This is a genomic window from Salininema proteolyticum (assembly GCF_042685645.1).
Taxonomy (GTDB): Bacteria; Actinomycetota; Actinomycetes; order Mycobacteriales; family Micromonosporaceae; genus Salininema; species Salininema proteolyticum.
The window spans coordinates 3,043,386-3,069,706 of sequence record NZ_JBHUNX010000001.1 but is presented as its reverse complement, the minus strand read 5'-3'; the positions used below and the strand labels follow the sequence as shown (position 1 = coordinate 3,069,706).

Annotated in this window: 23 protein-coding genes; 13 read left to right on the top strand and 10 right to left on the bottom strand. The window is 68.9% G+C overall.

What is annotated here, in order from left to right; genetic code table 11:
- Positions 1-52 precede the first annotated feature (52 nt).
- Both ACFTE1_RS14185 and ACFTE1_RS14180 read left to right on the top strand, forming a co-directional pair.
- The gene (locus ACFTE1_RS14185; RefSeq protein ID WP_380620662.1) at positions 53-1,246 is read left to right on the top strand and encodes a GDSL-type esterase/lipase family protein; all 1,194 of its coding nucleotides are present in this window, start codon (positions 53-55) and stop codon (positions 1,244-1,246) included.
- A gap of 100 nt (positions 1,247-1,346) precedes the next feature.
- Positions 1,347-1,826: an NUDIX domain-containing protein gene (locus ACFTE1_RS14180; RefSeq protein ID WP_380620660.1), complete on the top strand. Its 480-nt coding sequence runs from the start codon at positions 1,347-1,349 to the stop codon at positions 1,824-1,826.
- A gap of 118 nt (positions 1,827-1,944) precedes the next feature.
- Here ACFTE1_RS14180 and ACFTE1_RS14175 read toward each other — a convergent pair whose 3' ends face one another.
- From ACFTE1_RS14175 to ACFTE1_RS14160, 4 genes are all read right to left on the bottom strand, one after another.
- Entirely contained in the window at positions 1,945-2,937 is a 993-nt protein-coding gene (locus tag ACFTE1_RS14175; RefSeq protein ID WP_380620658.1) for a hypothetical protein, read from the bottom strand.
- 114 nt (positions 2,938-3,051) lie between these two features.
- On the bottom strand, positions 3,052-4,497 hold the full coding sequence (locus ACFTE1_RS14170) for an ATP-binding protein (RefSeq protein ID WP_380620656.1): 1,446 nt from the start codon (positions 4,495-4,497) through the stop codon (positions 3,052-3,054).
- Between the two features lie 122 nt (positions 4,498-4,619).
- A complete protein-coding gene (locus ACFTE1_RS14165) occupies positions 4,620-5,060 on the bottom strand; it encodes a hypothetical protein (RefSeq protein ID WP_380620654.1) in 441 nt (146 codons plus the stop codon).
- Positions 5,061-5,216: 156 nt separating this feature from the next.
- Positions 5,217-5,981 carry a helix-turn-helix domain-containing protein gene (locus ACFTE1_RS14160; RefSeq protein ID WP_380620652.1) on the bottom strand — a complete coding sequence of 255 codons (765 nt, stop codon included), beginning with the start codon at positions 5,979-5,981 and terminating at the stop codon, positions 5,217-5,219.
- Positions 5,982-6,682: 701 nt separating this feature from the next.
- Between ACFTE1_RS14160 and ltrA the strand changes: the two genes are divergently transcribed.
- Positions 6,683-7,915 carry a group II intron reverse transcriptase/maturase gene (ltrA, locus tag ACFTE1_RS14155; RefSeq protein WP_380618290.1) on the top strand — a complete coding sequence of 411 codons (1,233 nt, stop codon included), beginning with the start codon at positions 6,683-6,685 and terminating at the stop codon, positions 7,913-7,915.
- 363 nt (positions 7,916-8,278) lie between these two features.
- Here the strand turns inward: ltrA and ACFTE1_RS14150 are convergent, their stop codons facing one another.
- Complete coding sequence (locus ACFTE1_RS14150) at positions 8,279-8,863, bottom strand: DUF1349 domain-containing protein (RefSeq protein WP_380619325.1); 585 nt, start codon at positions 8,861-8,863, stop codon at positions 8,279-8,281.
- A 62-nt stretch (positions 8,864-8,925) separates the two neighbouring features.
- Here ACFTE1_RS14150 and ACFTE1_RS14145 point away from each other — a divergent pair, with 62 nt between their 5' ends.
- Together ACFTE1_RS14145 and ACFTE1_RS14140 are read left to right on the top strand one after the other, a co-directional pair.
- On the top strand, positions 8,926-9,798 hold the full coding sequence (locus tag ACFTE1_RS14145) for a protein kinase domain-containing protein (protein ID WP_380619327.1): 873 nt from the start codon (positions 8,926-8,928) through the stop codon (positions 9,796-9,798).
- A gap of 67 nt (positions 9,799-9,865) precedes the next feature.
- Positions 9,866-11,851 carry a DUF7507 domain-containing protein gene (locus tag ACFTE1_RS14140; protein WP_380619329.1) on the top strand — a complete coding sequence of 662 codons (1,986 nt, stop codon included), beginning with the start codon at positions 9,866-9,868 and terminating at the stop codon, positions 11,849-11,851.
- A 381-nt stretch (positions 11,852-12,232) separates the two neighbouring features.
- On the opposite strand, the gene hutH is transcribed toward ACFTE1_RS14140, so the two are convergent.
- The 5 genes from hutH to hutU are packed head-to-tail and all read right to left on the bottom strand — an operon-like array spanning position 12,233 to position 19,113.
- Positions 12,233-13,765, bottom strand: coding sequence for a histidine ammonia-lyase (hutH, locus tag ACFTE1_RS14135; RefSeq protein WP_380619331.1), 1,533 nt, complete (start codon positions 13,763-13,765; stop codon positions 12,233-12,235).
- Position 13,766: 1 nt separating this feature from the next.
- Complete coding sequence (hutI, locus tag ACFTE1_RS14130; RefSeq protein WP_380619333.1) at positions 13,767-14,921, bottom strand: imidazolonepropionase; 1,155 nt, start codon at positions 14,919-14,921, stop codon at positions 13,767-13,769.
- 23 nt (positions 14,922-14,944) lie between these two features.
- The gene (locus ACFTE1_RS14125; RefSeq protein WP_380619335.1) at positions 14,945-16,258 is read right to left on the bottom strand and encodes a formimidoylglutamate deiminase; all 1,314 of its coding nucleotides are present in this window, start codon (positions 16,256-16,258) and stop codon (positions 14,945-14,947) included.
- Positions 16,255-17,463, bottom strand: a complete 1,209-nt coding sequence (locus ACFTE1_RS14120; protein ID WP_380619337.1) for an allantoate amidohydrolase — start codon at positions 17,461-17,463, stop codon at positions 16,255-16,257. The genes ACFTE1_RS14125 and ACFTE1_RS14120 overlap by 4 nt, the downstream gene beginning before the upstream one ends.
- Before the next feature lie 3 nt (positions 17,464-17,466).
- Positions 17,467-19,113 carry a urocanate hydratase gene (gene hutU, locus ACFTE1_RS14115; RefSeq protein WP_380619339.1) on the bottom strand — a complete coding sequence of 549 codons (1,647 nt, stop codon included), beginning with the start codon at positions 19,111-19,113 and terminating at the stop codon, positions 17,467-17,469.
- 474 nt (positions 19,114-19,587) lie between these two features.
- Between hutU and ACFTE1_RS14110 the strand changes: the two genes are divergently transcribed.
- The 8 genes from ACFTE1_RS14110 (at position 19,588) to priA (ending at position 26,262) form a co-directional block, all read left to right on the top strand.
- The gene (locus ACFTE1_RS14110) at positions 19,588-20,742 is read left to right on the top strand and encodes a MinD/ParA family ATP-binding protein (protein WP_380619341.1); all 1,155 of its coding nucleotides are present in this window, start codon (positions 19,588-19,590) and stop codon (positions 20,740-20,742) included.
- Between the two features lie 91 nt (positions 20,743-20,833).
- On the top strand, positions 20,834-21,511 hold the full coding sequence (locus tag ACFTE1_RS14105; protein WP_380619343.1) for a hypothetical protein: 678 nt from the start codon (positions 20,834-20,836) through the stop codon (positions 21,509-21,511).
- Positions 21,512-21,626: 115 nt separating this feature from the next.
- Positions 21,627-22,934 (top strand): histidinol dehydrogenase, encoded by a 1,308-nt coding sequence (hisD, locus tag ACFTE1_RS14100; RefSeq protein WP_380619345.1) that lies wholly within the window; start codon positions 21,627-21,629, stop codon positions 22,932-22,934.
- A gap of 79 nt (positions 22,935-23,013) precedes the next feature.
- A complete protein-coding gene (locus ACFTE1_RS14095) occupies positions 23,014-24,117 on the top strand; it encodes a histidinol-phosphate transaminase (protein ID WP_380619347.1) in 1,104 nt (367 codons plus the stop codon).
- 10 nt (positions 24,118-24,127) lie between these two features.
- Positions 24,128-24,736 carry an imidazoleglycerol-phosphate dehydratase HisB gene (gene hisB / locus ACFTE1_RS14090; protein WP_380619349.1) on the top strand — a complete coding sequence of 203 codons (609 nt, stop codon included), beginning with the start codon at positions 24,128-24,130 and terminating at the stop codon, positions 24,734-24,736.
- Positions 24,737-24,901, top strand: a complete 165-nt coding sequence (locus ACFTE1_RS14085; protein ID WP_380619351.1) for a hypothetical protein — start codon at positions 24,737-24,739, stop codon at positions 24,899-24,901.
- A gap of 6 nt (positions 24,902-24,907) precedes the next feature.
- Positions 24,908-25,537 carry an imidazole glycerol phosphate synthase subunit HisH gene (hisH, locus tag ACFTE1_RS14080; protein ID WP_380619353.1) on the top strand — a complete coding sequence of 210 codons (630 nt, stop codon included), beginning with the start codon at positions 24,908-24,910 and terminating at the stop codon, positions 25,535-25,537.
- Positions 25,534-26,262 carry a bifunctional 1-(5-phosphoribosyl)-5-((5-phosphoribosylamino)methylideneamino)imidazole-4-carboxamide isomerase/phosphoribosylanthranilate isomerase PriA gene (priA, locus tag ACFTE1_RS14075; protein WP_380619355.1) on the top strand — a complete coding sequence of 243 codons (729 nt, stop codon included), beginning with the start codon at positions 25,534-25,536 and terminating at the stop codon, positions 26,260-26,262. The genes hisH and priA overlap by 4 nt, the downstream gene beginning before the upstream one ends.
- The last annotated feature ends 59 nt before the right edge of the window (positions 26,263-26,321 follow it).

Here is a 26,321-nt window from a genome sequence, read left to right as displayed (position 1 = left end):
GCGCCACTGAATAGCCGACAGCGCCCGATCCCCGCCACAGGAGTGACCGCAAATGAACGCCGAGAACCGGTACGACACCGCGCACGCCATCGCCAACCTGCTGCACGGCGCCGTCGAGGTCGAGAAGACCCCGACCGGCGTCCGCACGCACCGCCTCCCCGCCCGGGCCCGCGCCCAGGCCGCCGACCCGCAGCTGGACTTCGCCGAGTCCCAGCCCTCCGGAGTGAGGCTCGTCTTCCGCACCGACGCCACCTTCGTCGAGCTACGCGCCTCGGCGCACCGCTTCGGATTCAAAGGACTGCCGCCCCGCCCCGACGGCGTGTTCGACCTCGTCATCGACGGCCGGCTCGCCGCCCAGCACAGCCTCGACACCGCCACGGCCTCGACCATCGACCCGGCCACCGGCGGAACCGACACCGAGCCGGGCGGAGTCGGAACCCTCCGCTTCGACCGGCTGCCGGCCGGAGACAAGCACGTGGAGATCTGGCTGCCGCACAACGAGACCGTGGAACTCGCCTCCCTCAGCGCCGATGCGCCGCTGCACCCGGTCCGGTCGAGCCGACCGGTGTGGGTCCACCACGGAAGCTCGATCAGCCAAGGCTCCAACGCCGAACACCCGACCGGCACGTGGCCCGCGATCGCGGCCTCCCTCGGGGGTGTGGAACTGGTCAACCTCGGGTTCGGCGGCAGCGCCCTGCTCGACCCGTTCACCGCCCGCGCCATCAGGGACACCCCGGCCGATCTCATCAGCCTGAAGCTCGGCATCAACGTCGTCAACGCCGACCTGATGCGCCGACGCGCCTTCGTGCCGGCCGTACACGGTTTTCTCGACACGATCCGCGACGGACACCCCGACACGCCGCTGCTCGTGGTCTCGCCCCTGTGCTGCCCGATCCATGAGGACACCCCCGGGCCGGGCGATTTCGACCGCGACGCGCTCGCCGAGGGAGAACTGCGGTTCCGCGCGACCGGCGACCCTGCAGAGAGCGGCTCGGGCAAGCTCACGCTCGCCGTGATCCGAGAGGAACTCTCCCGCGTCGTCGACCAGCGAGCCGATCCCAACCTGCACTATCTCGACGGGCTGCAGTTGTACGGCGAGGCCGACGCCGTGGAGTCGCCGATGCCCGACCGGCTCCACCCCGACGCCGAGACCCACCGCCTCATCGGCCGCCGATTCGCCGAACTGGCCTTCGCTCGCGACGGCGCCGGATTCGCACCCGGGCTCAGGAAGGAGCCGTCCGCGTAGAACGTCCGGGGCAGGAGTAAACCCCGGCCCCCTCGGACTGCCGACGTAGAGCCTGCCTAGAATTTCGATATGTAGAAGGCTTCTGGGAAAGGCGGATGCGTTGTCGGAGAGAGAGTGGCTGCCTCCGGAACAGTGGTTCGCAGGTCTCGCGAAGAACATCGCCTCGGCGGGGGCGTTGTTCACCGACTCGTCCGACCGCGTCCTCATCGTGAAACCGAACTACCGCGACCACTGGCTCATGGTGGGCGGCCTGGTCGAAGAGGACGAGACTCCGGAGCTGGCGTGCAGACGCGAAGTCCGTGAAGAGATCGGCGTCGATCGGAGCCCCGGCCGCCCGCTGCTGGTGGACTGGACGTCGGCTTCGGTGGCGCGTCCTCTGCCCCTGATCGAGTTCATCTTCGACGGCGGTGTCCTGGAACCCGGTCAGGTCCGGTTGGACGACGAAGAGCTAGACGAATACCGGTTCCTTCCGCAAGACCGGGCCATGGATCTGCTGTCGGGTAACGGACGCAGGAGGTTGACCGCCGCGCTGGAAGCCCGGCGGACCGGCGTCACGCTCTATCGATCCGATGGCGGTTGACGCGCTCTGCCTGCGATCGATCCCGAAGCCCGATCGATGGGAGAGTTTCAGTCGCTCCACTTAGTCCGATTTCATGGAACCGGACCTCCTTGACGAGTTTTCCGCCCATGCGGAGTGATCAGACGATCCGCCTGCGCAGATCGGCCGTTCGCACGGCCAGCCAATGGGACAGGACGAACATGCCGAATCCGTAGAAGGCGGTCGCCGAGGTGGAGGAGCCCCAGGCCTCACCTTCTCGGATGAACGGCGGCATGGCGCGGCTCAGGCAGAGGGCATAGAGCGCCGTGAGGCTTAGAGCCAGCAGCAGGTTCACGACCTTCCAGCGGGCCGTCGGAGACGCCTTGCGACGTCTTGAGGCCTTGCCTTGGCGGAAGGTGTCATCGAAGAGTTCTCGCACCTCCTGTCGAGAGCGGCTGAAAGCCGCGGTGGCCAGCAGGACGATGCCGTAGGACCCCAGGCCCACAATCCAATGCAGAGGCCGTTCCACCACGGCCTCGGCCTCTCCGGGACTCTTGGCGATAACGTACCCGGATGCGATGTCGTCTCGGTCGAAGACCGCCCATACCAGTCCTTCGAAGTCCGTCCGCGACCTCGGGTCGATCTCCAGGGACACCGATGACGCGATCCAATACGGTCCGTCCGGAGTGGGGACCGTGCCCTCGAAGTCGAAGTTGTAGCGTGGTCCCCCTTTCGAGGACCTCTCTGCGACCGGACCGATCGAGCTGATGGAGACGGGCTCGACCGCCGGGTTCCCCTCCGCGATGGCGCGCCATTCGGGGTCGTCTCCGAACGTGCCGGCGATGAGGGCGAAGAAGGCGCAGTTGGAGAGGGCGATCAGAATCCGGGCGGTTCTCCCGATGGCCTGTGCCCTCTGCGCCGCCAGTTTCTTCGACTGGGACGACCTCCGTCCTCGGAGGTCCAGTTCGCGAGCGCTGAGGAGGGCGAACACGGCGCCGAGGGCGATGAGGAGGACAGCCGAGATCTCGGAGAAGCGGCCCTTGGCGGTAAAGTAGGCCGCCAACTGCATGGCCGGGACGGCGGCGAAGCTCAGGGCGGCGAGAACGGCGAAAGTCCGGGCACGGGTTTCGAAGAGGGAGGGGAATCGGGGCATGGGGCGGGGGCTCTATCAGGGTCGGTGCGGGATTCCCATTCTAGAGCGGGAGGAGCTCTGGGCGGCACTCGGCCCGAGCCGGTTCAGAGCACCCCATCGGCGGACGACTATCCGTTAACGCACGCGGAACGCGTCGACCACGTCGTCCGGACCCCACGCCAGTGTCAAGGACTCGCGCGCCTCGTCGCTGAATCCGGTAAGCGATACTCCGACCAGGTCGGACCCCTCCGCGCCGGGAACAACAGCGGTCGCCCGGCGCAGCTCGCCGACTTCCTTAGCCTGCATGGGGCGCGCCAGCCATTTGACGGTGCCGGCGAAGGAGACATCTCCGGCGATCGGTGCGTCATCGGCTCCGATCAGGTCCACCTCGGGGTCGAACCTCCGATTCCACCATCCCCCGACGGCCCGCACACCGTCCCAAGGAAGGCGGCCTTGATCGGCTGCCAGGGTCAAGGCCTCGCGGATCACAGGCTCGATCGCCCGGCCCCGCCAAGAAGGCCACCTCCGTTGGGTCAACTCCATTGCCGCATTCGTCAATCCCCGTTCGGCCAACCTGTATGACTCGCGCAAGACGGCGAAGTACAGACGCAGGTTGGGGTCGGCGATCGAGTACAGACGGGGTTGTCCCTTCTTCGTCGAGAGCGGCGATTCCGCGGCTACGACCCTCTTCTGCTCGCTCAGCGTTCTGAGGATGGGGGTGAGGACTCCGGAATCGAGCGGCTTGTCGAGGTTTCCGGCCGCGGAGGAGATCTTCGCCTGCGTCCGATTGCCCGTGCCGATCGCCTCGAGGACACGACGGGTGTTGCCCGGGCCGGGGAACTCGGCCAGGACCGCCTGCATGGGAATGGTGAAGAGTTCGGTGCCCACCTCTTCGCAGGCCTCCTGCAAGTATCGGTCGGGCCGCATCCCCCGTTGCCAAGAGGTGAGAATGCCGGGCATGCCCCCGCTGATGAGGTAGGCGTCCAGGGCATCGGCTCCGCCCAAGGCCAGGTGGTCCGCGCAATCGGCGGGATTGAGCGCTCTGAGCTGCATCGACACTGCTCGACCGTAGAAGGGGCGGTCGTAGGAGGTCAGGCGCTCCATCATGTGCAGGTCGCTCCCCAGAAGCAGGAGGAGGATCGGTTTGCGGCTCCACTGGCGGTCCCACACGGTCTGGAGAACACCTTCGAAGGATACGTCCGCTTCCGCTGCCCAGGGGACTTCGTCGAGGACGACGATGGACGGGGAGTCGGGAAGTGACAGCGACAGCAGCGAGAACGCGTCGCTCCAGCTTCCGGCCCTGACCTCGGGGAGGGGGCCGGCCTCGGCGGCCAGAGGGGAACGGCGAAGCTCGGCGGTGAAGTTCTCGACCTCTTGGGGGACCGGCATCCCTTTGGAGAACGAGAAGTAGAAGTACGGGACCTCCGAACGATTGCACAGCTCCTGCACGAGTCGGGACTTGCCGACTTGGCGTCGGCCCCTCATCGCCAAGGCCCGACCTTCGCCCCTTCGGCGGACGAGGTCGAGCCGACGCCGAAGGTATTCCAGCTCTCGGGACCTTCCGATGAAGTCACGGGACATGGCGACCTCCTGAATCTGGCCAAGGTTTATGTAGAAAAATTATACCTATAAAAGTTCTAGGTAAATCTCGTCTAGGTAAACTCGTTCGAGCACGGTGAGCACGGGTCGCTGGAGCCGAGCGGTCAGGCCCGGATCTTTCCAACGGCTTCATTCGTATCGTGGGGTACGACCACGATCTGGACTTCGTCCTCGTAGACCACTCGTCCCGGGTCAGCGGAGCGAATTGTTCGGCACTCGACACCGTGAGCGGCCAGGATCTCCAGGTAGCCGACCACGCGCTCAATGAGGTGTGTGGCCGAAGGCTTGAACCAGGCGGCGGCCCCGGGATTCACGCGGCGATCGTAAACAGCGGGGTCCACGTCCGATGGATCGGCGTACGCCCTGTCGTACCAGCTGTTGGTGAGGCGTCGAAACGATTCCTGCTCGTCGGTCAGTCTGCCCTGCCGAGCGAGAGTATTGACCAGTCCGAACACTCCCGTGAAGTGCCCGTTTCGGTTCCGGTGCGCCGACTGGAAACGCACGTACTGGATCGGTTCGGAGGCGCTGCCGTGGTCTGTGCCCATGCGGGGATCATCTCACCATTGGCGGAGGACCTACACGTGCCCTATGGAGAGAGCCCTATTGCCCGGCAACGGTCTTGGACGAGACGGCGGCGCGAAGCCGGGAGTGGGCGGAGCGCTTGACCAGAGGACGGCGGGGCCGGGTGGGCATGCCAACGGTCATTCCTCGCCGTCGCAGGCGTCCTGGGCAGCCCGAAGATCCCGCCAGCTCTTGACGGTGCGCGGCTTCGACTGGTGGGCGATGCAGGCGTCGCAGTATCGGTTCTGGTTGTCGGTCGGAGTCTGGCACGTCCAACAGCGGTAACGGCGCTGGGGCAGCGATCCGGTCTTCACCGGCGCCCGCCAGGACAAGAGGTTGTGCAAGCGGTGCTTGAGCACTCCGAACGGCGAGCCGATGTCGTCGGTTCGCGGACCGACCGCGTTGCAGAGCGACTCGCCATCCCAGCCGCCGGCGACGAGGCGGGCGACGTGGTCGCGGATGTACTTGAGCCCGCCGTTGTAGATGCGCCAGTGGTTCCCGACGGTGAGCAGGGCTCCCTCGACTTCGGCGGAGTCCGGCTCGGGTTCGGTGTTCGCCACCTCTTCGGAAGTCGCCGTATCGGCAATGGGCGCGGGAGTGGCGGATTCAGGCTTCGGTTCGCCGCGCGCGGGGTCGTATTCCGGTGCCGGAGCGTCGATCGAAACGGTGAAACTGCTGGGGCCTCCGGGAGTGCGGTGCCTCCGAACGAGATCCCGGTCTTCGAGGCCGCGAAGGGCCCGCTGGACGGTGCGCCGCGAAAGCCCGGATAGCTCGGCGAGATTGTTGACGAACAGCCGGGCCGAGCGCCCGTTCCCGTCGGCGAAAGTGGCGAGGATCAGGAGGACGATCTTCTCGCGGGACTTGAGGACGCGGTCGCGGCAGGCAGCGATGAGCTGGGTGTTCATGGTAGTCTGGAGCCTCCTCAGGGTCGCGCCTCGGCGCGATCGTGATTGTGAGGGCGTCCAGATCAGTTTGGCGACAGGCCTGGGCGCCCGTTTTCTGTGTGCCACGGACTCGAAGGTGGTGATGTAACTGTTTTCGAGGTGCTGTGTAGCTGATGGAGGTTGGCCCTCCGAGATCGCCTTTCGGGAGGGGGCCTCAAACCGGCGTATGCTGCATGACCGGTAACGGGACTGTGGTGAGCGATACGTTTAGAAGGCAGCGTTGAGCTGTCAGGTGGGGACTGCGGAGACGTTGCGTGAAATCCAGTGTCAGAGACTCTGGCTGGGGCCCTGTTTGAAGCGTCGAACTGATGTCAAAACCGGCCTGTCGAAAAGAGGCTGGGAGGAGTCTGGCAGAAACCCGTTTACTGGCCAGGCGGCATCCGGCGTAAAGGGGGCGTGAACGCAGTCTGCTGCGGCTGCATGGAACGTGGGAAGATCCTCGCTCGATGCGAAGGGAGTGTTCCGAGCCTTAGCCGGCGAGGAATCGAGTACCGATGCGGGCAGGGGATTGCGGACGGTCTCGTAGTAGTGGCGAACCTCTTGCTGGCGCGGTGGGAGTGGAGCGAAGGGGACCGGCAATACAGATTCAGATTACTGGGTCAACCAGCGATGGGAGGAACCCCGTGAGTGAATCACGGTCAGCGACCGGGAAGCCTTTTGACGTGTCCCGGGAGGAGGTATGGGCCGCCTGGTTGGCGGTGGCCCGTAACGGCGGAGCCGCCGGAGCCGACGGCGTGGGGATCGACGATTTCGGTCGTGATGCGAAGACACTGCAGGGAGGCCTGTACAAGATCTGGAATCGCATGGCGTCGGGATCGTATTTCCCTAAGCCGGTTCGGTCGGTGTCCATACCGAAGCCCGCAGGCAGTGGTCGGCGGGTTCTCGGCATACCTGTTGTGGCCGACAGGATCGCTCAGACGGTGGTGGCGAAGCGTGTTGAGGAGGTGGTGGAACCTCTGTTTCACTCCGACTCCTACGGGTTTCGACCGGGCCGTTCAGCGAAGGAGGCCGTGAAGGTTTGCCGGGATCGGTGCTGGTCACGGTCTTGGGTGGTCGATGTTGATATCGCCTCGTTCTTCGACGAGGTGGACTGGAACCTGCTGGTGAAGGCGGTGGAGGCCCTTGGGCTTCCGTCTTGGGTGGTGCTTTATGTGCGCCGCTGGCTGGCCTGCGAGGTCATCGATGCCGACGGGGATGTTGCACCGCGTGAACGGGGGCTGGCGCAAGGGGGACCGGTCTCGCCGGTGTTGGCGAACCTGTTCCTGCACTGGGCGCTGGATTCCTGGCTGGAACGTGCCCATCCGATGGTCATGTTCGAGCGTTACGCCGATGACGTGGTGATTCACTGCGTTTCGCAGCGTCAGGCGGAGAAAGTCCTGGCTTCGCTGGAGGTGAGGATGACCGAGGTGGGTTTGCGGCTCCATCCGGAGAAGACTCGTATCGTCTACTGCGGAAATGACCGCGACGTTCGATGGAGTGGCCCGCGGTCGTTTACTTTCCTGGGGTTCGATTTCCGGTGCAGGCCGGGAGGATGGCGCCGGGACGGGGAGCGGATGACGACGTTTTCGCCTGCTGTCAGTAGAGCGGCGCGTAAACGGATGTCGCAGGTGATGCGGTCTTGGCGGATCGGCAGGCGAACCGATCGGGGGTTCGATGAGATCGCCCGGTTGGTCAACCCGATCGTTCGGGGCTGGATGAACTATTACGGGTCATTCGGTCGCTCCGAGCTCTATCCGCTTCTGGGACAGTTGAACGCGATGCTGGCGAAGTGGGTGAGGAAAAAGTATCGACGGTTTCGGAGCTGGAAGCGGTTTATCCGCCGCTGGTGTCAAGTCGTCGAGGAGTACCCCGCCTATTTCGAGCATTGGCGTTGGGTGACGAGAATGGCACGCTGACCGGTGTTGCAGGAGCCGGATGACGCGAGAGTGTCACGTCCGGATCTGTGGGAGCGCGGCGGGGAGGTTCCGCCGCGCCACCCGACTGCGCTGTTCTGGGTTCAACGAACGGGGTGCCGTTCGGGTTACGGGCTGGGCCGAATATTTTTGTTCGTCTCGCCGATCCACCGGTACCGGTTATAACCAGTTATTGCCCGTATACCGGTACTGGGCCGCGCCAGGTCGACGCGGCCAAAGTATCCGCAGGTCATGGGCGGTGAATAAGGGGATGGCGCGCAGACGTGTGCCAAGTTGCCGCAGCTGCCGCCAGGCACACATGGCGCGACCCTGGAACGGCGGTGCGGTGCTGGACCCCGGCACACGTCAGTGAAGACCGCCGTCCGGCTCGGTCAGGCGCCATTCGTGGAACTCGACGGTCAGGCCCGACCGGGTGGGCGAGCAGCAGTACGGACCCGCCTGAAGCGGGAGGTCCACGTCCATGGGCACCACACGCACCAGGCGTGGAGCGTCGTCGTCGACGCGAGCCCGGATGATGAGCGAATCCCGGACACGGCTCACGCGCAGGGTCACCTCGCGGTCCAGCCACTCGGGCACCGGCGCGACGGACCAGTCCGACCGGCCGTCGGTGACGACCGCGCCCAGTTGCGGAGCCCCGTCGGAGAACTCGACGCCGGTCTTGACCCAGTGCCGGTCCGAGGCTCGCACCAGGATTCCGGCCTGGTCGAACTGCGCCTCGAATCGGGCGGTGAACGACACTTCTACGGCTTCGTCTCTCGCCCAGTCGGTGAGGAGGGCGTGTTCGTCGTCGTGGACGAAACCGTAATAGGTCTCCCGCCACGCGTCGCTGCCTTCGCGCGCCGTCACGAGGAGGCGGCCGCCCTCCTCTTGGGATTCCATCGGGGGAGTGGTCCACTTGCCATGGGTCCAAGGGACTCTGTGTGTCGACATGCGGTCGATTCTAGTGGGGCGGTGCGGGATTGTGTCGAGCCGTTTTAGAAAGGGGACCGCCGGTGAACGACGGAGAACCGCTGCTGCCGGGCCGGAGGCTGCGGGCCCGCGTCGGTCACGCCAGGGTCTTCCACGGCAGCGAGGGCGACTTCGTGCTCAAACACGTCGCAGTGGAGGCAAGCGCCCCTGCCACGGCCGACCGCTACGAGGGTCTGCGGCGAGAGGCCAGAGTCCTCGACGCCTTGAACGCGGGCGAGGACGGTGCGCCATCCCGGCTCATCTGGTCGACCTTCGACGGACGCACCGGCGCGACCCTGCAGCCGTGGACGGGAGAGCGGCTGCGGATGGAGAACCCGCGCCAGGCGCTGAAGATGGCGCAGGCCGTGGACGACTTGCACCGCGCCGGCTATCTGCACGGCGATCTCCAGCCGGCCCATTTCACGGCGGACGGGGAAGGCGACGTGCACCTGATCGACTTCGACGTGGCGGTACCGGTAGAGGGCGGATCGGACTATGGCGGCGGCATGCTCCACTTCATGGCGCCGGAAGTGGCCGAGGGAATGGCGCGCCGCTCGCGCACGATCGCGCTCACCAAAAGGGCCGAGGTCTGCTCGTTCGGAGCGGTGCTGTATTACCTGATAACCGGGCGCAACCTGACGCCCTACCCCGATGGCGCGGGTTTGTGGGCGTATCAGGGTTCGGCCAGCCGGACAGCGGCGCTCGACTTACGGTTCGCCGATGAACCGACCGCTCCTCACCAGGGCGTGTACGGGAATCCGGTGCAACGCGAAAGCCTGCACAGGGCCCCAACTGAATTCGGAACCAGGTCATTGCGGAATCCCGCACGCGCTCTGATTCCCGGATGGGAGGGAGTCGAGGGAGCCCGCGCCGTTATCGACGCTCAACCGATTCGGCAACGGTACGGGGCTCCGTGACCGTTGACATGTCCACGACATGATCGGTGAAACACCTGGAACTACCTCCATCTACAGTAGAATCAATGTGGACAAACTCGCGGAGTCGATCGGGGAGAACATGCGACGAGAGTTCATGGCCACGGCCGCTGCGGTCCTCATGCTGAACGGAGCGGCGCCCGAAGCGTCGGCTCAAACGTCGGGGTCGCTTCTCCTCAGTGAGACATTCGCCGAAGAGACCGTGACTGACTCGGGCTTCCAGCCCCTCGGCGCCGCATGTCTCACCGGAGCAGCGGCCGGCAACGGCTCGGTCGTGGGCGACTGCGCCGCGTACCAGAACGGCCCGGTTCCCATTGTGGGAGAGACTCCCGGGTACCTCCAGCTCACCGATTCACGCGGCGCCCGCACTGGTGGAATCGTCTATAACAATCCGCTCCCCGGCAATGGCGGTCTGCAGGTCACCTTCGAGCAGTACCAGTACGGCGGAACAGGCGCCGACGGGATTTCGTTCTTCCTCGTCGACGGGTCGGCTGACCTGGAGAGCACTGGCGCCTACGGCGGCAGCCTCGGCTATGCCCAGCGCGGTGGTGACTCGGGCGTGCGGGCCGGATACCTCGGTGTCGGTCTGGACGCCTACGGCAACTACGCCGTCGACTTCGAAGGACGCGGCACCGGTTGCCCCGAGGACCAACGGGCGCCGGACGAGTACCAGGTCTACGACCGTCCCCCGAACAACGTGACTCTGCGCGGGCCGGGCAACGGCACTGACAGGTACTGCTACCTGGCCGGTACCGGCACCACAGAGGCTACAGGCACCGACCCGGACGGCAATACGCTCTACGGAAGCAGTCTCCCCGGTGACCTCCACGTTGACACGACGGACCCCGAGAGCGCCAAGAGGACTGTGCGGCTGACGGTCTCCGAGGACGAATTCCCTACCGTGACCGTTGAGGCCGACTTCAATGACGGCAACGGTTTCCAGCAGGTCCTCCAGACGACCATGACCAGCCCCGTCCCGCCGACCTACAAGTTCGGCTTCGCTGCCTCGACCGGGTCGGACGACGACGTGCACCTGATCAGGAACGTCGAGGTGCGTTCTCTGGTTGCGCTCGCGGAACTGAACCTGGTCAAGCAGGTGTACCGTCCCGACGGGTCCGCCCCGCCGGAACGCTACAACGTGGGCGACAACGTTGTCTACCAGTATGTCGTCACCAACACTGGAACCTCGCCGCTCACCGATGTGGAAGTGGACGACTCCGTCTTCGGTCCGGTGACCTGCCCCAGCACCGAGCTGGCCCCGGCCGGGGACGAGGACTCCACCATGACGTGCACCGTCGACTACGCCATCCGGGACTCCGACATCCGCGACGGGAAGATCGTAAACACTGCCGTCGCGGAGGGAGAGCACGGTGGAGGCGACCGCATCGAATCGCCGGAAGCAGAGGTGAGCATCGACGTTGACTCGCCAAGCCTGTCCATGTCGAAGACCGTGTCGCAACCGGCGGCCGATCCCGGCGACAGTCTGACCTACGAGATCACCGCGACCAACACAGGCGTGGGGGAACTGTCCAATGCGACCTTCACGGACGACCTGTCGAAGGTGCTGGCGGGAGCCGAGTACAACGGCGACGCCCAGGCCTCCACGGGGAACGTCGCCGTCTCCGGCGAGACTCTCACGTGGACGGGCTCGCTCCCCGAAGGCGAGAGCACGATGGTCACCTATTCCGTGGTCGTCGCAGACGGCTTCGCGGGGACCTTGAACAACCGGATCTCCTCAGAAGCTCCAGGATCGAATTGTCCGACCGACGAGCCGACCGCCGATGGCTGTACGGCCGAGACCGTGGTCGAGGACCAGCCTGGCCCAGGTCCGGATCCTGACCCGAGCCCGGATCCTGGCCCCGAGCCGGAACCGGATCCGGATCCAACGGACAGAAGCGATGACTCACCGGATGACAAGGAGACTCTCGCAGTGACGGGAGCACCGTCTGCATCGGTCCTGCTCGGCGGCATGGCCCTGATTATCGCGGGGGTGTTGCTGTTGTGGGCTGTGCGCCGGAACCTTCCGTCCGACTGAGTCTTCGGCGACGCTGCCGCCGCGAGTGTCCATCGCACCGATCAACCTGGTTGAGGCAGCCTGCGTTCAGAGCCGAGCCGACACTGTTGCAACCAAGATTGGCAATGGGGGGCGCCACAATGGCGAGCTGGACCTGGGGAAGCGGCCCGACCGTGGCCGAGATTAGTCGGGAGGGACACAGTCAGGTCGCGGAACAGCCGCAGGGCCTGTATTCGCCGAACGGCGATCGTCCAGAGCCGACCCGTTCTTGCCCTTGAGATCTCGTATCAGGTCGCCGATTCCCATCGGGACTGCCGCCGGGTTCTCTGAATGTCCCCTGGGGCAACAGAGAAGGGGCCCGCCGGTAGAACGGCGGACCCCGAACGATCTGTCAGCGCGTGTCTAGTGCAGGGCGCCGACCTTGGCGCGCAGCACCTCGATGTACTGGCGGTCGATCAGACGGGCGGCCACTTCCTCCATGACCGGAGCGGTGAACACGTCGTCCCCCGGCTCCCCGGCGATTTCCTCGATCAGGTCCACCGCCAGCTGCCCTGACGGCGAGGGCGTCAGCGGACGGCGCAGCTGCAGCCCCTTGGCGGCGCTGAGGAACTCCACGGCCAGGAGGTTCGTCAGGTTCTCCACGACCGTCCGCAGCTTGTACCCGGCCGACCAGCCCATGGACACGTGGTCCTCCTGCATGCCGGAGGTCGGGATGGTGTCCACCGACGCCGGGTTCGACAGGCGCCGGTTCTCCGCGACGATCCCCGCGGCGGTGTACTGGGCGATCATCAGACCCGAGTTCACGCCCGGCTCGGGGGTCAGGAACGCCGGCAGGTCCCGGTTGCGGGTGGCGTCCAGCAGCCGGTCCACGCGGCGCTCCGAGATGGAGCCGACGTCGGTGGCGGCGATGGCCAGGAAGTCCAGGGCGTAGGCCAGCGGCGCGCCGTGGAAGTTGCCCGTCGACTCGACGCGGCCGTCCTTGAGCACGACCGGGTTGTCGACGATGGACCGCAGCTCGGCCTCGGCGACCTGGCGCGCGTAGGCGATGACGTCGCGCCCGGCGCCGGCCACCTGGGGAGCGCAGCGCATCGAGTAGGCGTCCTGCACGGCGTGCTCGAAGTCGTCCCGGTGCGAGGCCATGATGTCGGAGTGCTTCAGCAGCTTGAACAGGTTCGCGGCGCTCTGCGACTGGCCCGGCTGCGGGCGGATCTCGTGCAGGTCCGGAGCGAACGGCCGGTCGGTGCCGAGCATGGCCTCGATCGACAGCGCGGCGGTCACGTCGGCGAGCGTGAAGAGGTGCTCCAGATCGTCGATCGCGAGGTACAGCATGGCCAGCATGCCGTCGGTGCCGTTGATGAGGGCGATGCCCTCCTTGGCGGACAGGTCGACCGGGGTGATCCCCGCGTCGGCCAGAACCGGCCCGGCGTCGACGCGCTCGCCGGCCCTGTTCACCCAGCCCTCGCCCATGAGCACCATGGCGCAGTGGGCGAGCGGGGCCAGGTCGCCCGAGGCGCCGAGTGAGCCGTGCCGGGGCACCCACGGCGTGATGCCCTTGTTGAGCAGCTCGACCAGGGTCTCGGCGATGACGGGGCGGACGCCGGAGTAGCCCTTGGTCAGCGACCGGACGCGCAGCAGCATCATGGCGCGCACGACCTCCTCGGGCATCGCCTCGCCGACGCCGGCGGCGTGCGAGCGCACCAGGGACTTCTGCATGCGGGCCCGGTCGGACTCGCCGATGAAGGTGTTCGCCAGGGCTCCGAACCCGGTGGAGACGCCGTAGACGGGCTTGCCCTGGGCCTCGATGTCGTCGATGATCCCGCGCGAGGCGTTCATGGCCTCGACGCTCGACGGGGTGAGCGAGACCGGGGCCCCTTCGCGGGCGACGGCGATGATCTCGGAGGCGCTCGGGCCCTCAGGTGTGATGGCGATGGTCATGTCAGGCCTCCTTGTGGACGATCCGCCCGTTCTTGACGACGGCGGATATCAGCGGCACGCCTGGCCGGTAGGCCAGGTGGATGTGGCTGGGCGCCTTGAGGACGGTCAGGTCGGCGCGCGCTCCCGGCGCGATCCGGCCGATGTCGTCCCGGCGGAGCGCCCGTGCTCCGCCGAGGGTGGCGGCGGAGACGGCTTCGGCGGGTGTCATCCGCATCTCGCGGACGGCCAGCGCGATACAGAAAGGCATGTTCGAGGTGAACGAGGACCCCGGGTTGCAGTCGGTCGCGAGCGCGACGGAGACTCCGGCGTCGAGCAGTGCCCGGGCGTCGGGGTACGGGTTGCGCGTGGAGAACTCGGCGCCGGGCAGCAGGGTCGCGACGGTGTTGGAGTTGGCGAGTGCGTCGATGTCGGCGGCGTCGAGGTGGGTGCAGTGGTCGGCGCTGGCGGCGTCGAGCTCCACGGCGATCTGCACGCCGGGCCCGTGGGAGAGCTGGTTGGCGTGGACGCGGGGGAGCAGCCCGGCGTCGATGCCGGCCCGCAGGACGCGGCGGGTCTGGTCGCCGTCGAAGGCGCCCTTCTCGCAGAACGCGTCGACCCACTTGGCCTGGGGCGCGCACACGCTCATCATGGACGTGGCGACCTCGTCGGCGTACTCGCCGGCCTCGCGCCCGGAGGGCACGGTGTGGGCCCCGAGGAAGGTGACCTCCTCGGTGTGGCGGGCGGCGATGGCCAGCTGTTTGAGCTCGGCCTCGGTGTTGAGCCCGTAGCCGGACTTGATCTCGACGGTGGTGGTGCCCGTGCGGGACATCTCGTCGAGGAGGCGCTTGACGTTGGCCTCCAGCTCCTCTTCGGTGGCCTCGTTGACGTCGGCGACGGTGGTGCGGATGCCGCCGCCGGTGTAGGGCTCTCCGGCCATGCGAGCGGCGAACTCGGCGGCGCGGTCGCGGCGGAAGACGACGTGCGAGTGCGAGTCGACGAAGCCGGGGATCACGGCCTTGCCGCCGAGGTCGTAGCGGAGGTCGGCGTCGGGCGCCTCGGCGGAGGGGCCCACCCACGCGACGCGGTCGCCCTCGGTGAGGACGGCGGCGTCGGTGATGACGCCGGACTCCTCGTCGGCGGTGAACAGCTCCCCGATGTTGTCGAATAGGTTGCTCATGCGGTTCTCTCCGGGTCGGTGTGTCAGTCCTGGTTCCACAGTCCTGCGATGGCCTGCGCGAGTTCGCTGGCGGTGTCTATGCTCGCATGCTGGCGGTGGCTGGCGATCTGTTTCCCGTCGGCGACCACGCTCGTGATGTCGGAGGCACCGGCGATGAGGGGGACGGCCGAGACCGCCGACCCGGCGGTCCGGGCGGAGTCGAGGGAGAGGGTGACGAGGTCGGCGCGGGCTCCGGGGGCGAGGACGCCGGCGTCGTCCCAGCCGAGGGAGCGGTGGCCGTTGACGGTGGCGGCGGCGACGAGGTCGCGGGGTTTGAAGTGGCCCCGCCGGTTGGTCGCCAGCCGCTGGTGGCCCTCCAGGGCCTGGGTCTCGGCGAGCATGTCGATGAAGGTGTTGGAGTCGGTGCCGAGGTTCAGCGGCGAGCCGGCTCCGGCGAGGGCGCGCGCGGGCCCGATGCCGTCGGCCAGCTCGATCTCGGTGGTGGGGCAGAAGCACGCCGAGGTCCCGGCCTCGCCGAGGGTGGTGATGTCGAAGTTCGTGAGGTGGGTGGCGTGGACGACGGTCGTCTCGGGCCGCAGGAGGTTGTTGCGCCGCAGCAGCTCCGTGGGGGTGACGCCGTAGGCCGACATGCACTCGGTGTTCTCGGCGGTCTGCTCGGAGAGGTGGATGTGGAGGGTCCGGCCCTCGGTGTGCTCGGCGAGGCGCTTGAACAGGTTGGCGGGGACGGCGCGCGCCGAGTGGGCCGCGTAGCCGAGCTTCGCGCCCTCGACGAGGCGGTGCTGTTCGAGGCGCGCCGCCCACTTGTCGAACGTGCCGTCGCTGAAGCGCTGCTGTTCGGGAGCCAGCTCCTTGCCGAAGCCGCCCTGCAGGTAGAGGGCGTCGAGCAGGGTGATGCGGATGCCCGCGTCGCGCGCGGCGGCGATGAGGGCCGCGCCCATGGCGTTGGGGTCGCGGTAGCGCCCTCCCGACGGCGGGTGGTGCAGATAGTGGAACTCGCCGACGCAGGTGATCCCCGCCTGGGCCATCTCGGCGTAGACGGCGCGCGCCAGCCGGTAGTAGCCGTCGGGGTCCAGACGGGAGGCGAGGGTGTACATCTTCTCGCGCCAGGTCCAGAACGTGCCGCCGTTCTCCCAGGTCCTACCGCGCAGGGCCCGGTGGAACGCGTGCGAGTGGACATTGGCGAAACCGGGCAGCGTCAGGCCGCCGAGCCGCTTGAAGCGGCCCGAGGGCTCGGGCGCGCCGGGCGCGACGGACTGGATCCGCCCGCCCTTGGTCTCTATGAGGACGTCGGCTTCGGGGCCCGATTCCAGCCAGGCCCACTGAGCGAAGTATTTCACCTACTGAGTTCCTTAAGGACATTCGCCAGGGCGCGCACGCCGGAGGCGCAGTCGTCGTCGGAGGCACCCTCCGCCGGGGCGTGCGATACCCCGGTAGGGTTTCGTACGAACAGCATAGCCGTTGGGAGTGACGAGGAGAGCACGCCGGCGTCGTGGCCCGCCCCGGTCGGCAGGACGGGCACGCCGCCGAGGAGGGCGGCGACCCTGTCGCGCAGGGCCTCGTCGAAGTCCACCACGGCCGACAGGGACTCGCTGCGGATCGCGGCCCCGGTGCCGTCCTTGAGGCGGCGCTGCTCGACCTGCTCGGTCAGCCGCCCCAGGACCTTGTCGAGCACGTCCTGCGAGGGCGCCCGCACGTCCAGCCAGCCGGTGACCCGGTCGGCGATGGCGTTGGTGGCGTTGGGGTTGGCCTCCACACGCCCGACAGTGGCCAGCGCGCCCTCGAGGGAGGCGGCCTTGCGGGCCGCCAGGACCGTGAAGGCGAAGGTCAGCATCGGGTCCCGGCGGTCGGCCAGGCGCGTCGTCCCGGCGTGGTTGCCCTCGCCGGTGAAGTCCATCCGCCAGCGCCCGTGCGGCCAGATCGCGCTCGCGACGCCCACCGGGTGGGGGGTGTCGACCAGGTACTTCCCCTGCTCGACGTGCAGCTCGACGAAGCAGGAGAACCGCTTCAGAAGCTCGGGGTCGGCCCCCATGCCTCCGGGGTCGAAACCCGCGTCGGCGAAGGCCTCGGCGTAGGAGACGCCGTCGCGGTCGGTGAGGGACCGCGCCTTCTCGGGCGTGATCGCGCCGGTCGCCAGACGGGAGCCGAGGCACGGCACGCCGAAGCGCCCGCCCTCCTCCTCGACGAAGTTGGCGACCACGACCGGCCGCGCGGGCTCGAAGCCCTCGGCGCGCAGCTCGTCGACGGCGAGGAAACCCGAGACGATGCCCAGCGGCCCGTCATAGGCCCCGCCGCCGGGGACGGAGTCGAAGTGGCTCCCGGTCAGCACCGCCGGGCCTTCGGCCGGGGAGCCGAGCCAGGCGTACTGGTTGCCGTTGCGGTCGCACTCGACGGACATGCCCCGCTTCTCGGCCTGGGCGGCGAACCACTCGCGCAGGGCGCGGTCCTCGCCGGTCCAGGAGAAGCGGTGGTAGCCGCCGTCGGAGCCGCGTCCGACCGGGTCGATCTGGTCCCAGAGGTCGCGGAAGTCCCCCACCGACGCCACGGTCTACTCCTCGCCTTCTCGGGCCGGAACCCGCACGCCGAGCCGGTCGGCGACCTCGTCGGCCTCGTCGTAGCCGGCGTCCACGTGGCGGATGACGCCCATCATCGGGTCGTTGGTCAGGACGCGCTCGACCTTCTCGCGCGCCAGGGCGGTCCCGTCGGCGACGGTCACCTGCCCGGCGTGGAGGCTGCGGCCGATGCCGACCCCGCCGCCGTGGTGGATCGACACCCAGCTGGCCCCCGAGGACGTGTTCACGAGGGCGTTGAGCAGCGGCCAGTCGGCGATGGCGTCCGAACCGTCCTTCATCGCCTCGGTCTCGCGGTAGGGGCTGGCGACCGAGCCGCAGTCGAGGTGGTCGCGGCCGATGGCCACGGGGGCCTCCAGCTCGCCGGAGGCGACCATGTCGTTGAACTTCACGCCGGCCTTGTCGCGCTCGCCCAGGCCCAGCCAGCAGATTCGGGAGGGCAGGCCCTGGAAGGCGACCTTCTCGCCGGCCAGGCGGATCCAGCGCTGCAGCGGGTCGTTGTCGGGGAAGAGCTCCGCGACGGCCTTGTCGGTCTTGTGGATGTCGGCCGGGTTGCCCGAGAGCGCGGCCCAGCGGAAGGGGCCCTTGCCCTCGCAGAAGAGCGGGCGGATGTAGGCGGGCACGAAGCCCGGGTAGGCGAAGGCGCGCTCGTAGCCGCCCAGTTCGGCCTCGTTGCGCAGCGAGTTGCCGTAGTCGAAGACCTCGGCGCCGTTGTCGAGGAAGCCGACCATGGCCTCCACGTGCTTGGCCATGGCGGCGCGGGCGGACTTGGTGAAGTCCTCCGGATCGCGGCGGGCGGCCTCCAGGGCGTCCTCGGCGGCGATGCCCTCGGGGACGTAGGAGAGCGGGTCGTGGGCGCTGGTCTGGTCGGTGACGATGTCGACCTCCAGGCCGCGCTGGAGAAGCTCGGGGAGGACGGTGGCGGCGTTGCCGGCGAGGCCGACTGAGAGGGCCCGGCCCTTCTTCTTAGCCACGGTGACGCGCGCGATCGCGGAGTCGACGTCGGGGGCGACCTCGTCGAGGTAGCTCTGCTCGACGCGGCGGTGCAGGCGCGAGGCGTCGACGTCGACGATGAGGCAGGCGCCCTCGTTCATGGTGACGGCCAGGGGCTGGGCCCCGCCCATGCCGCCGCAGCCGGCGGTGAGGGTCAGCGTGCCCTTGAGGGAGCCGCCGAACTTCTTGGCGGCCACCGCCGCGAAGGTCTCGTAGGTGCCCTGGAGGATGCCCTGGGTTCCGATGTAGATCCATGATCCGGCGGTCATCTGCCCGTACATGGTGAGGCCCTCTCGCTCCAGGCGCCGGAACTCGGGCCAGGTGGAGGCCTCGCCGACGAGGTTGGAGTTGGCGATCAGGACGCGCGGGGCCCATTCGTGGGTCCGCATGACGCCGACGGGGCGTCCGGACTGGACGAGCATCGTCTCGTCGTCCTTGAGCGTCTGGAGAGTCCGCAGGAGGGCGCGGAGGTCCTTGTGGGTCCGGGCCGCCTTGCCGGTGCCTCCGTAGACGACCAGGTCCTCGGGCCGCTCGGCCACCTCGGGATCGAGATTGTTCTGCAGCATGCGGAAGGGGGCCTCGGTCTGCCAGGAGAGGCAGGACAGGTCGATTCCGCGGGGAGAACGCGCCATTGGGTCTCCGTCCTTTCGGTGCTCGGGCGGTGGCCCGGCATGCTCGCCGCGGGGCGGGGTGCCGTCTCCGCGGCGACGCGGCGCCGTTGGGGGCCACGACTCGGATAGGTGGTCTCAACTGTGAGGCATGCCCGTGACCTACGCCCACGACTGGTGGATTCTTTGACATTATTCTCACAGACGCCGCGGAGCTCTACAAGGGGCAGGGTCCGGGTCGGAGGGTCGCCCCTGGACGATTGTGCAGAGCGACTCACCTTCACCCGGCGATTCCTTGCCGTGGCCTATTCGTGACTGTGTTGTAATGGGGTGGCCGTCGCCCTGCGAGCGCCCCGCCCCCGCGTCGACCGCCCTGCCGGCGGCGCCGCCGCCCAGGCCCTCCGGGCCTGTACGTGCGCGGCCGGTTGTGGGATCGTATAGCCAGAAGTGCGTACGGAGAGACGTAATACAATCTTTCCAGGAAGGAGGGCTTGGCTCGTGGCTACGCCGGAAGGGTGGAAGGAACCGAGGCGGACGTCGACGTCCCGGTGGAGGAGTTTCCTCTCTCGCGGCCGAAACAAGTCCCAGGAGCCCGGCCCCGCCGAGGAACCCCGGGAGCCGTCGCGGCCCAGGACTGCCTCGCCTCCGCCTCCGCAGCAGCGCCGCGGCCTGCCGCCGCAGCGGCAGCAACCCCCCGCCCAGTCGCAGCCCAACGTCTACGGCTCTCCCGCCCGGTCCGCGGCTCCGCAAGCGCCTCAAGCGGCCCCGGCCGCACAGCGCGCCGTCGCCCCGACTCCGACCCTCACCCCGCCGCGCGACCCGCGCGGCGGAGGCCAGGCCGACCCGGCCGTCCTCAACGCGCTGCGCCGCCCCATGGGCCGCTCGCGCGTCATCGCCTTCATCAACCCCAAGGGCGGCGTCCACAAGACCACCGCCACGGTGCTCACCGCGGCGGCCCTGGGCAGCGCCCGCTCCGCCGGGGGCGCCCAGCAGAGCGGCGTGATCGCCTGGGACGACAACGAACTGCGCGGGACCCTGGGACTGCGGGCGGGGTCGGCCCGGCACGGCCGCACCATCCGCCACCTGGTCGAGCACCTCGACCGCGTCGAGGCCGCGGGGGTCCAGCTGCCCGAGCACCTCGACGAGTTCCTGCGCCACTCGGCGGACGGCTCCTTCGACGTCCTCGCCGGCGACGAGGACCCCAAGCTGCAGCTGAAACTCGATCCGACCACGGTCCTGCGGATGCTCGACATCCTCACGCGCACACACGAACTAGTGTGCATCGACACGGGGAACAACGTGGAGAGCCACAACTGGCGCACCGTCGTCTCCTCGGCCGACCGGCTCGTGGTCACCACCGTTCCCCGCGAGGACGCGGCCTTCAGCGCCGACTGGATGCTGGACCTCCTGGAGGAGAACGGGTACGGCCACCTCGTCAAGGACGCGGTCACGCTCCTGTCGCTGCCGACCCCGAACCCGGGGCCGCTCCTGCAGGACCTGAGCGCGCACTTCTCCTCCCGCACCAAGGACGTCGCCGTGGTGCCCTACGACCCGGCGCTGGAGCCGGGGGCCAAGATCGAGTTCTCCGCCCTGCGCGACCAGACCCGCAACGCCTGGTACGAGGCCGCCGCCAAGATCATCGACGGCTACTAGGCGACCATCCGGCCCCGCGCCCAGTGCCGGAGCACCGGCCATGCGCGACTTGGCCGTCGGCCGCCGCCGGGCCTGTGGCACTATTTGAACCGTGACTGAATCCCCGATCCAGGCCTCGCAGAACCCGGCCGAGCAGTCGGAGGGCACCGAGGAGGCCGCCGCCGAACCGCGGTCCGAGTCCCGGAGGCGCCCCCGCCGCGGCGCGACCTTCGGCGTCGCCCTCCTGACCGCCCTGGCGCTCACCGCGCTGGGCTACCCGCTGGCCTGGTGGTGGCAGGCGGTCACCCCCCGGGTCGAGATCGTCTCGCGCGGGGAGGGCGGCTGGGCCACCGCCGAGCGCTACCCCGACCAGTTCGTCGCGGCCGACCTGACCTTCGCTCTCACCGGGGCCGTGGCGGGGCTTCTCGCCGCGGTGATCGTCTGGCACCGGCTGCGCCGCTACCGGGGAGTACTGATGCTCTTCGGCCTCGCGGCGGGGTGCCTGGGCAACCAGATCGTGTCCTGGCACTGGGGTGTGACGCAATTCAACAGCTTCTGGGAGGCCGTCCGGGCCGCCCCCGCCGGGTGGCATCTGTGGCGCCCGCCGACGGTCAAACTGGCCGAGATCGACGGGCCCGGCGCCTGGGACGCGCTCTCCTCCGGGCGGTACACGGAGGTGTTCTCGCACCTAGAGCTGGGTGTCGTCGCGGTGATGGCCTTCGTGGCCGTCTTCGTCTACACGGGCATGTCCGGCTGGTCGCGATACGCCGGGCTGCGCCCCGCCGACTGAGCCGTCCGGCGGCCCGCCGCGAGCGGTCCGACCATACCGGACAAGTGGGGCATACCGCCTTCCACATGCCGGTTCAATGCGTGCGTCCGCGCTCGTCGGCGGTTACGCTTGAGGCGTGTTGAGACGCATAGACCTAGCAAACCGTGTATCAACCCACTCGACCCGTCAGCTCGCCGAGCTGATGCCGCGCGCCGAGGTCGACGTGACCTCCGCGCTGCAGGCCGTCCATCCGATCCTCGAGGACATCCGGACCCGGGGCACGGAGGCGGTCGTCGACGTCGTCGAGAAGTTCGATCGCGTCCGCTTGCAGGCCCTGCGCGTCGAGGGCGCGGAGATCAAGAAGGCCGTCCAGAACCTGGACCCCGCCGTGAGGGAGGCCTACCAGACCTCCATCAACCGCGTCCGCGCCTTCCACGAGGCCCAGGTCGTCCACAACAAGCACGTCGAGGTCGCCCCGGGCGCCAACGTGCACGAGCGCTACGTCCCCGTCCGCCGGGTCGGCGTCTACGCGCCCGGCGGGCTCGCCCCGCTGGCCTCCTCGGTCATCATGAACGCCGTCCCCGCCCAGCTGGCGGGCGTCGACTCCATCGCGCTGGCCAGCCCCGCGCAGGAGAGCAACGGGGGACTCCCCGACTCGGGGATCCTCGCCGTCGCGGGCATGCTCGGACTCGACGAGGTCTACGCCGTGGGCGGCCCGGCCGCCGTCGGCATGTTCGCCTACGGCACCGACGAGTGCGAGCCGGTGGACGTCGTCTCCGGACCGGGCAACGTCTACGTGGCCGCCGCCAAACGCGCCGTGCGCGGGCTGGTCTCCACCGACGCCGAGGCCGGACCCACCGAGATCGCCATCGTCGCCGACCGCACCGCCGACCCGGCGCACGTGGCCGTCGACCTCATGAGCCAGGCCGAGCACGACCCCTCGGCCGCCGCCGTCCTCATCACCGACTCGCCGTCCCTGGCCAAGGCCGTGGACATCGAGCTGGAGGAGCGCGTCCCCGACGCCCGGCACAACGAGCGCATCCACACCGCCCTGACCAGCCCGCAGTCGGCCGCGGTGCTGGTCGCCGACATGGACGAGGCCGTCGCCGTCGCCAACGCCTACGCGGCCGAGCACCTGGAGATCCAGGCGGTCGACTCGCACGAGCTGGCCGACGACATCACCAACGCCGGCGCCATCTTCATCGGCCCCTACTCGCCGGTCAGCCTGGGCGACTACTGCGCCGGATCCAACCACGTCCTGCCCACCGGCGGCTGCGCCCGCCACACGGGCGGGCTGTCGGTGTACACCTTCCTGCGCACGCAGCACGTCGTCGACTACTCCTCCGAGGCCCTGCGCGAGGTCATGACCGAGGTCGTGACTTTCGCCGAGTCCGAGGACCTGCCCGCCCACGGGCAGGCCGTCGCGGCGCGCTTCCAGAAGTAGTGCCGCCCGAAGCGGTGCCGGCAGGAACGGCGCCGCCGCCGCCGGCGGCGGCAGAAGAGAACGACGGAGAAAAGCGCCCGTGAACCACGAGATCGAGGCGCTGCTGCGCGAAGACCTGCGGGGGAAGTCGCCTTACGGCGCCCCGCAGATCGACGTGCCGGTGGCGCTCAACACCAACGAGAACGCCTACGCGCTCTCCGAGGCCGTCCGCGACAGGATCGCCGCCTACATCGGCGCCGAGCTGGAGCACCTCAACCGCTACCCCGACCGCGACGCCACGGCGCTGCGCGAGGACCTGGCCGCCTACCTCGGCCACGGCCTGGAGGCCGACAACGTATGGGCGGCCAACGGCTCCAACGAGATCCTGCAGCAGCTCCTGCAGGCCTTCGGCGGACCCGGCCGCACCGCGCTGGGCTTCATGCCCTCCTACTCCATGCATCCGCTGCTGGCCCGCGGCACCGGAACCGCCTTCACCGACGCCGGCCGCCACGGCGACTACACGCTCGACGCGGAGTACGTCGCGGCGCGCGTCAAGGAGCACGACCCCGACGTCGTCTTCCTCGTCTCGCCCAACAACCCGACCGGCACCGCGCTGGACCCGGAGACCGTGCGCGCCGCCTACGAGGCCGCACGAGGGGTGGTCGTCGTCGACGAGGCCTACGCCGAGTTCGCCCGCGACCCCGAGTCCACCGCGCTCAACCTCCTCGCCGGCCGGCCCCGCATGGTCGTCACCCGCACCATGTCGAAGGCCTTCGCCTTCGCGGGCGCGCGCGTGGGCTACCTCGCGGCCGACCCGTCGGTCGTGGAGGCGCTGCTGCTGGTCCGCCTGCCCTACCACCTCTCGGCCATCACGCAGGCCGCCGCCCGCGGCGCCCTGGCCAGCGCCGGAGAGCTGCAGGCCGAGGTCGACCAGCTCCGCGCCCAGCGCGACCGCATCGTGGAGACCGTCCGCCACTGGGGCCTGCCCGTGGCCGACTCGGACGCCAACTTCGTCCTCATGGGCGGACTGGCCGACCCGCACGCCGTCTGGAGCGAACTGCTCGACCGCGGCGTCCTCGTCCGCGACATCGGACTGGCCGGACGCCTGCGGATCACCGCCGGAACACCGGACGAGACCACCGCCTTCCTGGAGGCCCTCCGCGACACCCTCCGGAAGAGGCCCGACCTCTTCGCCAACGACTGAAAGGCCCGACATGAGCCGCACCGCGCACATCAGCCGCCACACCGGCGAGACCAAGGTCGACGTCCGCCTCGACCTCGACCCCGCCGTGCCCGAGGTGGAGGTCTCCACCGGCGTCGGCTTCTACGACCACATGCTGCACCAGCTGGGCAAGCACGGGCAGTTCGGGCTCACGGTCAAGACCGAGGGCGACCTGCACATCGACGCCCACCACACCATCGAGGACACCGCCATCGCCCTCGGCCAGGCCTTCGCCCAGGCCCTGGGCGACAAGCGCGGGGTGGTCCGCTTCGCCGACGCCGTGGTCCCGCTCGACGAGGCGCTCTCCCGCGCCGTCGTCGACATCTCGGGCCGCCCCTACTGCGTCCACGAGGAGCCGCTCGACCTGGCCGACACCATCGGCGGCGACTACCCGACCACCATGACCCGCCACCTGCTGGAGTCCTTCGCGCACAACGCGAGGATCTGCCTCCACGTGAGCGTCCTGCGCGCCTCCAACCCGGGTCAGCGGCCCGACGCGCACCACGTCGTCGAGAGCCAGTTCAAGGCGCTCGCCCGCGCGCTGCGCGCCGCCACCCGCGTCGAGGGCGACCAGATCCCCTCGACCAAGGGGGTGCTCTAGGTGAGCGAGTCGATCGTCCCGATCCTCACCATGGCCCTCGCCGGCATCATGCTCGGAGGCGCCATCAGCCTGAAGAACAACGAGAAGAAGCCGGCCGCGGCCGTCGTCGCCGTGGTGGCGCTGGCGGTCCTCGGCTACGGCCTCTACCTGCTCTACGGAAGGTAAACCGCCGTGACAGCCGACTCCACCGCCGGTCCCGACGTCGTCCTGTTCGACTACGGCTCGGGCAACCTCCGCTCCGCCCACCGCGCCCTGGAGCGCGCCGGGGCGAAGGTGACCCTGACCGACGACCTCGACCGCGCCGAGGGCTGCGAGGGCCTCGTCCTCCCCGGCGTGGGGGCCTTCGCCGCCTGCATGAAGGGCATCGCCGAGTCGGGGGTGGACCGCGTCGTCCGAGAACGGTTCGGCGCCGACCGCCCGGTCTTCGGCATCTGCGTGGGCCACCAGGTCATGTTCTCCTCCGGCACCGAGCACGGGGTGACGGTGCCGGGCATCGGGATCCTGCCGGGTTCGGTCGACGCTCTACGCGCTCCCCGCCTGCCGCACATGGGGTGGAACACCGTCGAACCCGGAGGGCTGGACCTCTTCGACGGGCTGGGGACAGGCGAGCGGTACTATTTCGTTCACACCTACGGCGCCAAGGGGACTCTCCCCGACGGTGCCCGCGCCGCCATCGCGCGCCACGGGGAGGACTTCATCGCCGCGGTCGAGTACGGCTCGCTGTCGTCGACGCAGTTCCACCCCGAGAAGTCCGGCGACGCCGGAGCCCGCCTCCTAGCCAACTGGATCGAGAGACTATGAGCGAACTTCAACTCCTTCCCGCCGTCGACGTCGTCGGCGGCCAGGCCGTCCAGCTGGTGCAGGGCGTCGCCGGCACCGGCAAGAAGTACGGCGATCCGCTGCTCGCCGCGACGGCGTGGCAGGAGCAGGGCGCCGAGTGGCTGCACCTGGTCGACCTGGACGCCGCCTTCGGGCGCGGCTCCAACGCCTCGGTGCTGATGGACGTGACCGCGCAGATCGACCTGAAGGTCGAGCTCTCCGGCGGCATCCGCGACGACGAGAGCCTGGAGCGCGCCCTGGAGTCGGGCGCCGACCGCGTCAACATCGGCACCGCCGCCCTGGAGGACCCCGAGTGGTGCGACCGCGTCTGCGCCGAGTACGGCGACCAGGTCGCCATCGGGCTCGACGTCCGCGGCACCCGCCTGGCCGCGCGCGGTTGGACGCGCGAGGGCGGCGAGCTCGACGAGGTGCTGGAGCGCCTCGAGGCCGCCGGCTGCGCCCGCTACGTCGTCACCGACGTGGCCTCCGACGGCATGCTGTCGGGGCCCAATGTGGATCTGCTGCGGCACGTCTGCTCCAAGACCGAGAAACCCGTCATCGCCTCCGGGGGAGTGTCCTCGCTGGACGATGTGCGGACGCTCGCCGGCCTGACGGGGATCGGCGTCGAGGGCGCCATCGTCGGGACCGCCCTGTACGAGGGGAAGTTCTCCGTCACCGAGGCGCTCCGGGCCATCGCGGAGTCCTAGAACGACCTGTCCGCCCGCGGCGCCGTGCCCACGGTGCCGCGGGCGGTACTGCGTCCGCG

Coding starts and splice junctions, on each gene's coding strand:
- ACFTE1_RS14185 (WP_380620662.1), top strand. CDS start 53: ATGAACGCCGAGAACCGGTACGACACCGCGCACGCCATCGCCAACCTG.
- ACFTE1_RS14175 (WP_380620658.1), bottom strand. CDS start 2,937: ATGCCCCGATTCCCCTCCCTCTTCGAAACCCGTGCCCGGACTTTCGCC.
- ACFTE1_RS14170 (WP_380620656.1), bottom strand. CDS start 4,497: ATGTCCCGTGACTTCATCGGAAGGTCCCGAGAGCTGGAATACCTTCGG.
- ACFTE1_RS14165 (WP_380620654.1), bottom strand. CDS start 5,060: ATGGGCACAGACCACGGCAGCGCCTCCGAACCGATCCAGTACGTGCGT.
- ACFTE1_RS14160 (WP_380620652.1), bottom strand. CDS start 5,981: ATGAACACCCAGCTCATCGCTGCCTGCCGCGACCGCGTCCTCAAGTCC.
- ACFTE1_RS14150 (WP_380619325.1), bottom strand. CDS start 8,863: ATGTCGACACACAGAGTCCCTTGGACCCATGGCAAGTGGACCACTCCC.
- hutH (WP_380619331.1), bottom strand. CDS start 13,765: ATGACCATCGCCATCACACCTGAGGGCCCGAGCGCCTCCGAGATCATC.
- hutI (WP_380619333.1), bottom strand. CDS start 14,921: ATGAGCAACCTATTCGACAACATCGGGGAGCTGTTCACCGCCGACGAG.
- hutU (WP_380619339.1), bottom strand. CDS start 19,113: ATGGCGCGTTCTCCCCGCGGAATCGACCTGTCCTGCCTCTCCTGGCAG.
- hisB (WP_380619349.1), top strand. CDS start 24,128: ATGAGCCGCACCGCGCACATCAGCCGCCACACCGGCGAGACCAAGGTC.
- priA (WP_380619355.1), top strand. CDS start 25,534: ATGAGCGAACTTCAACTCCTTCCCGCCGTCGACGTCGTCGGCGGCCAG.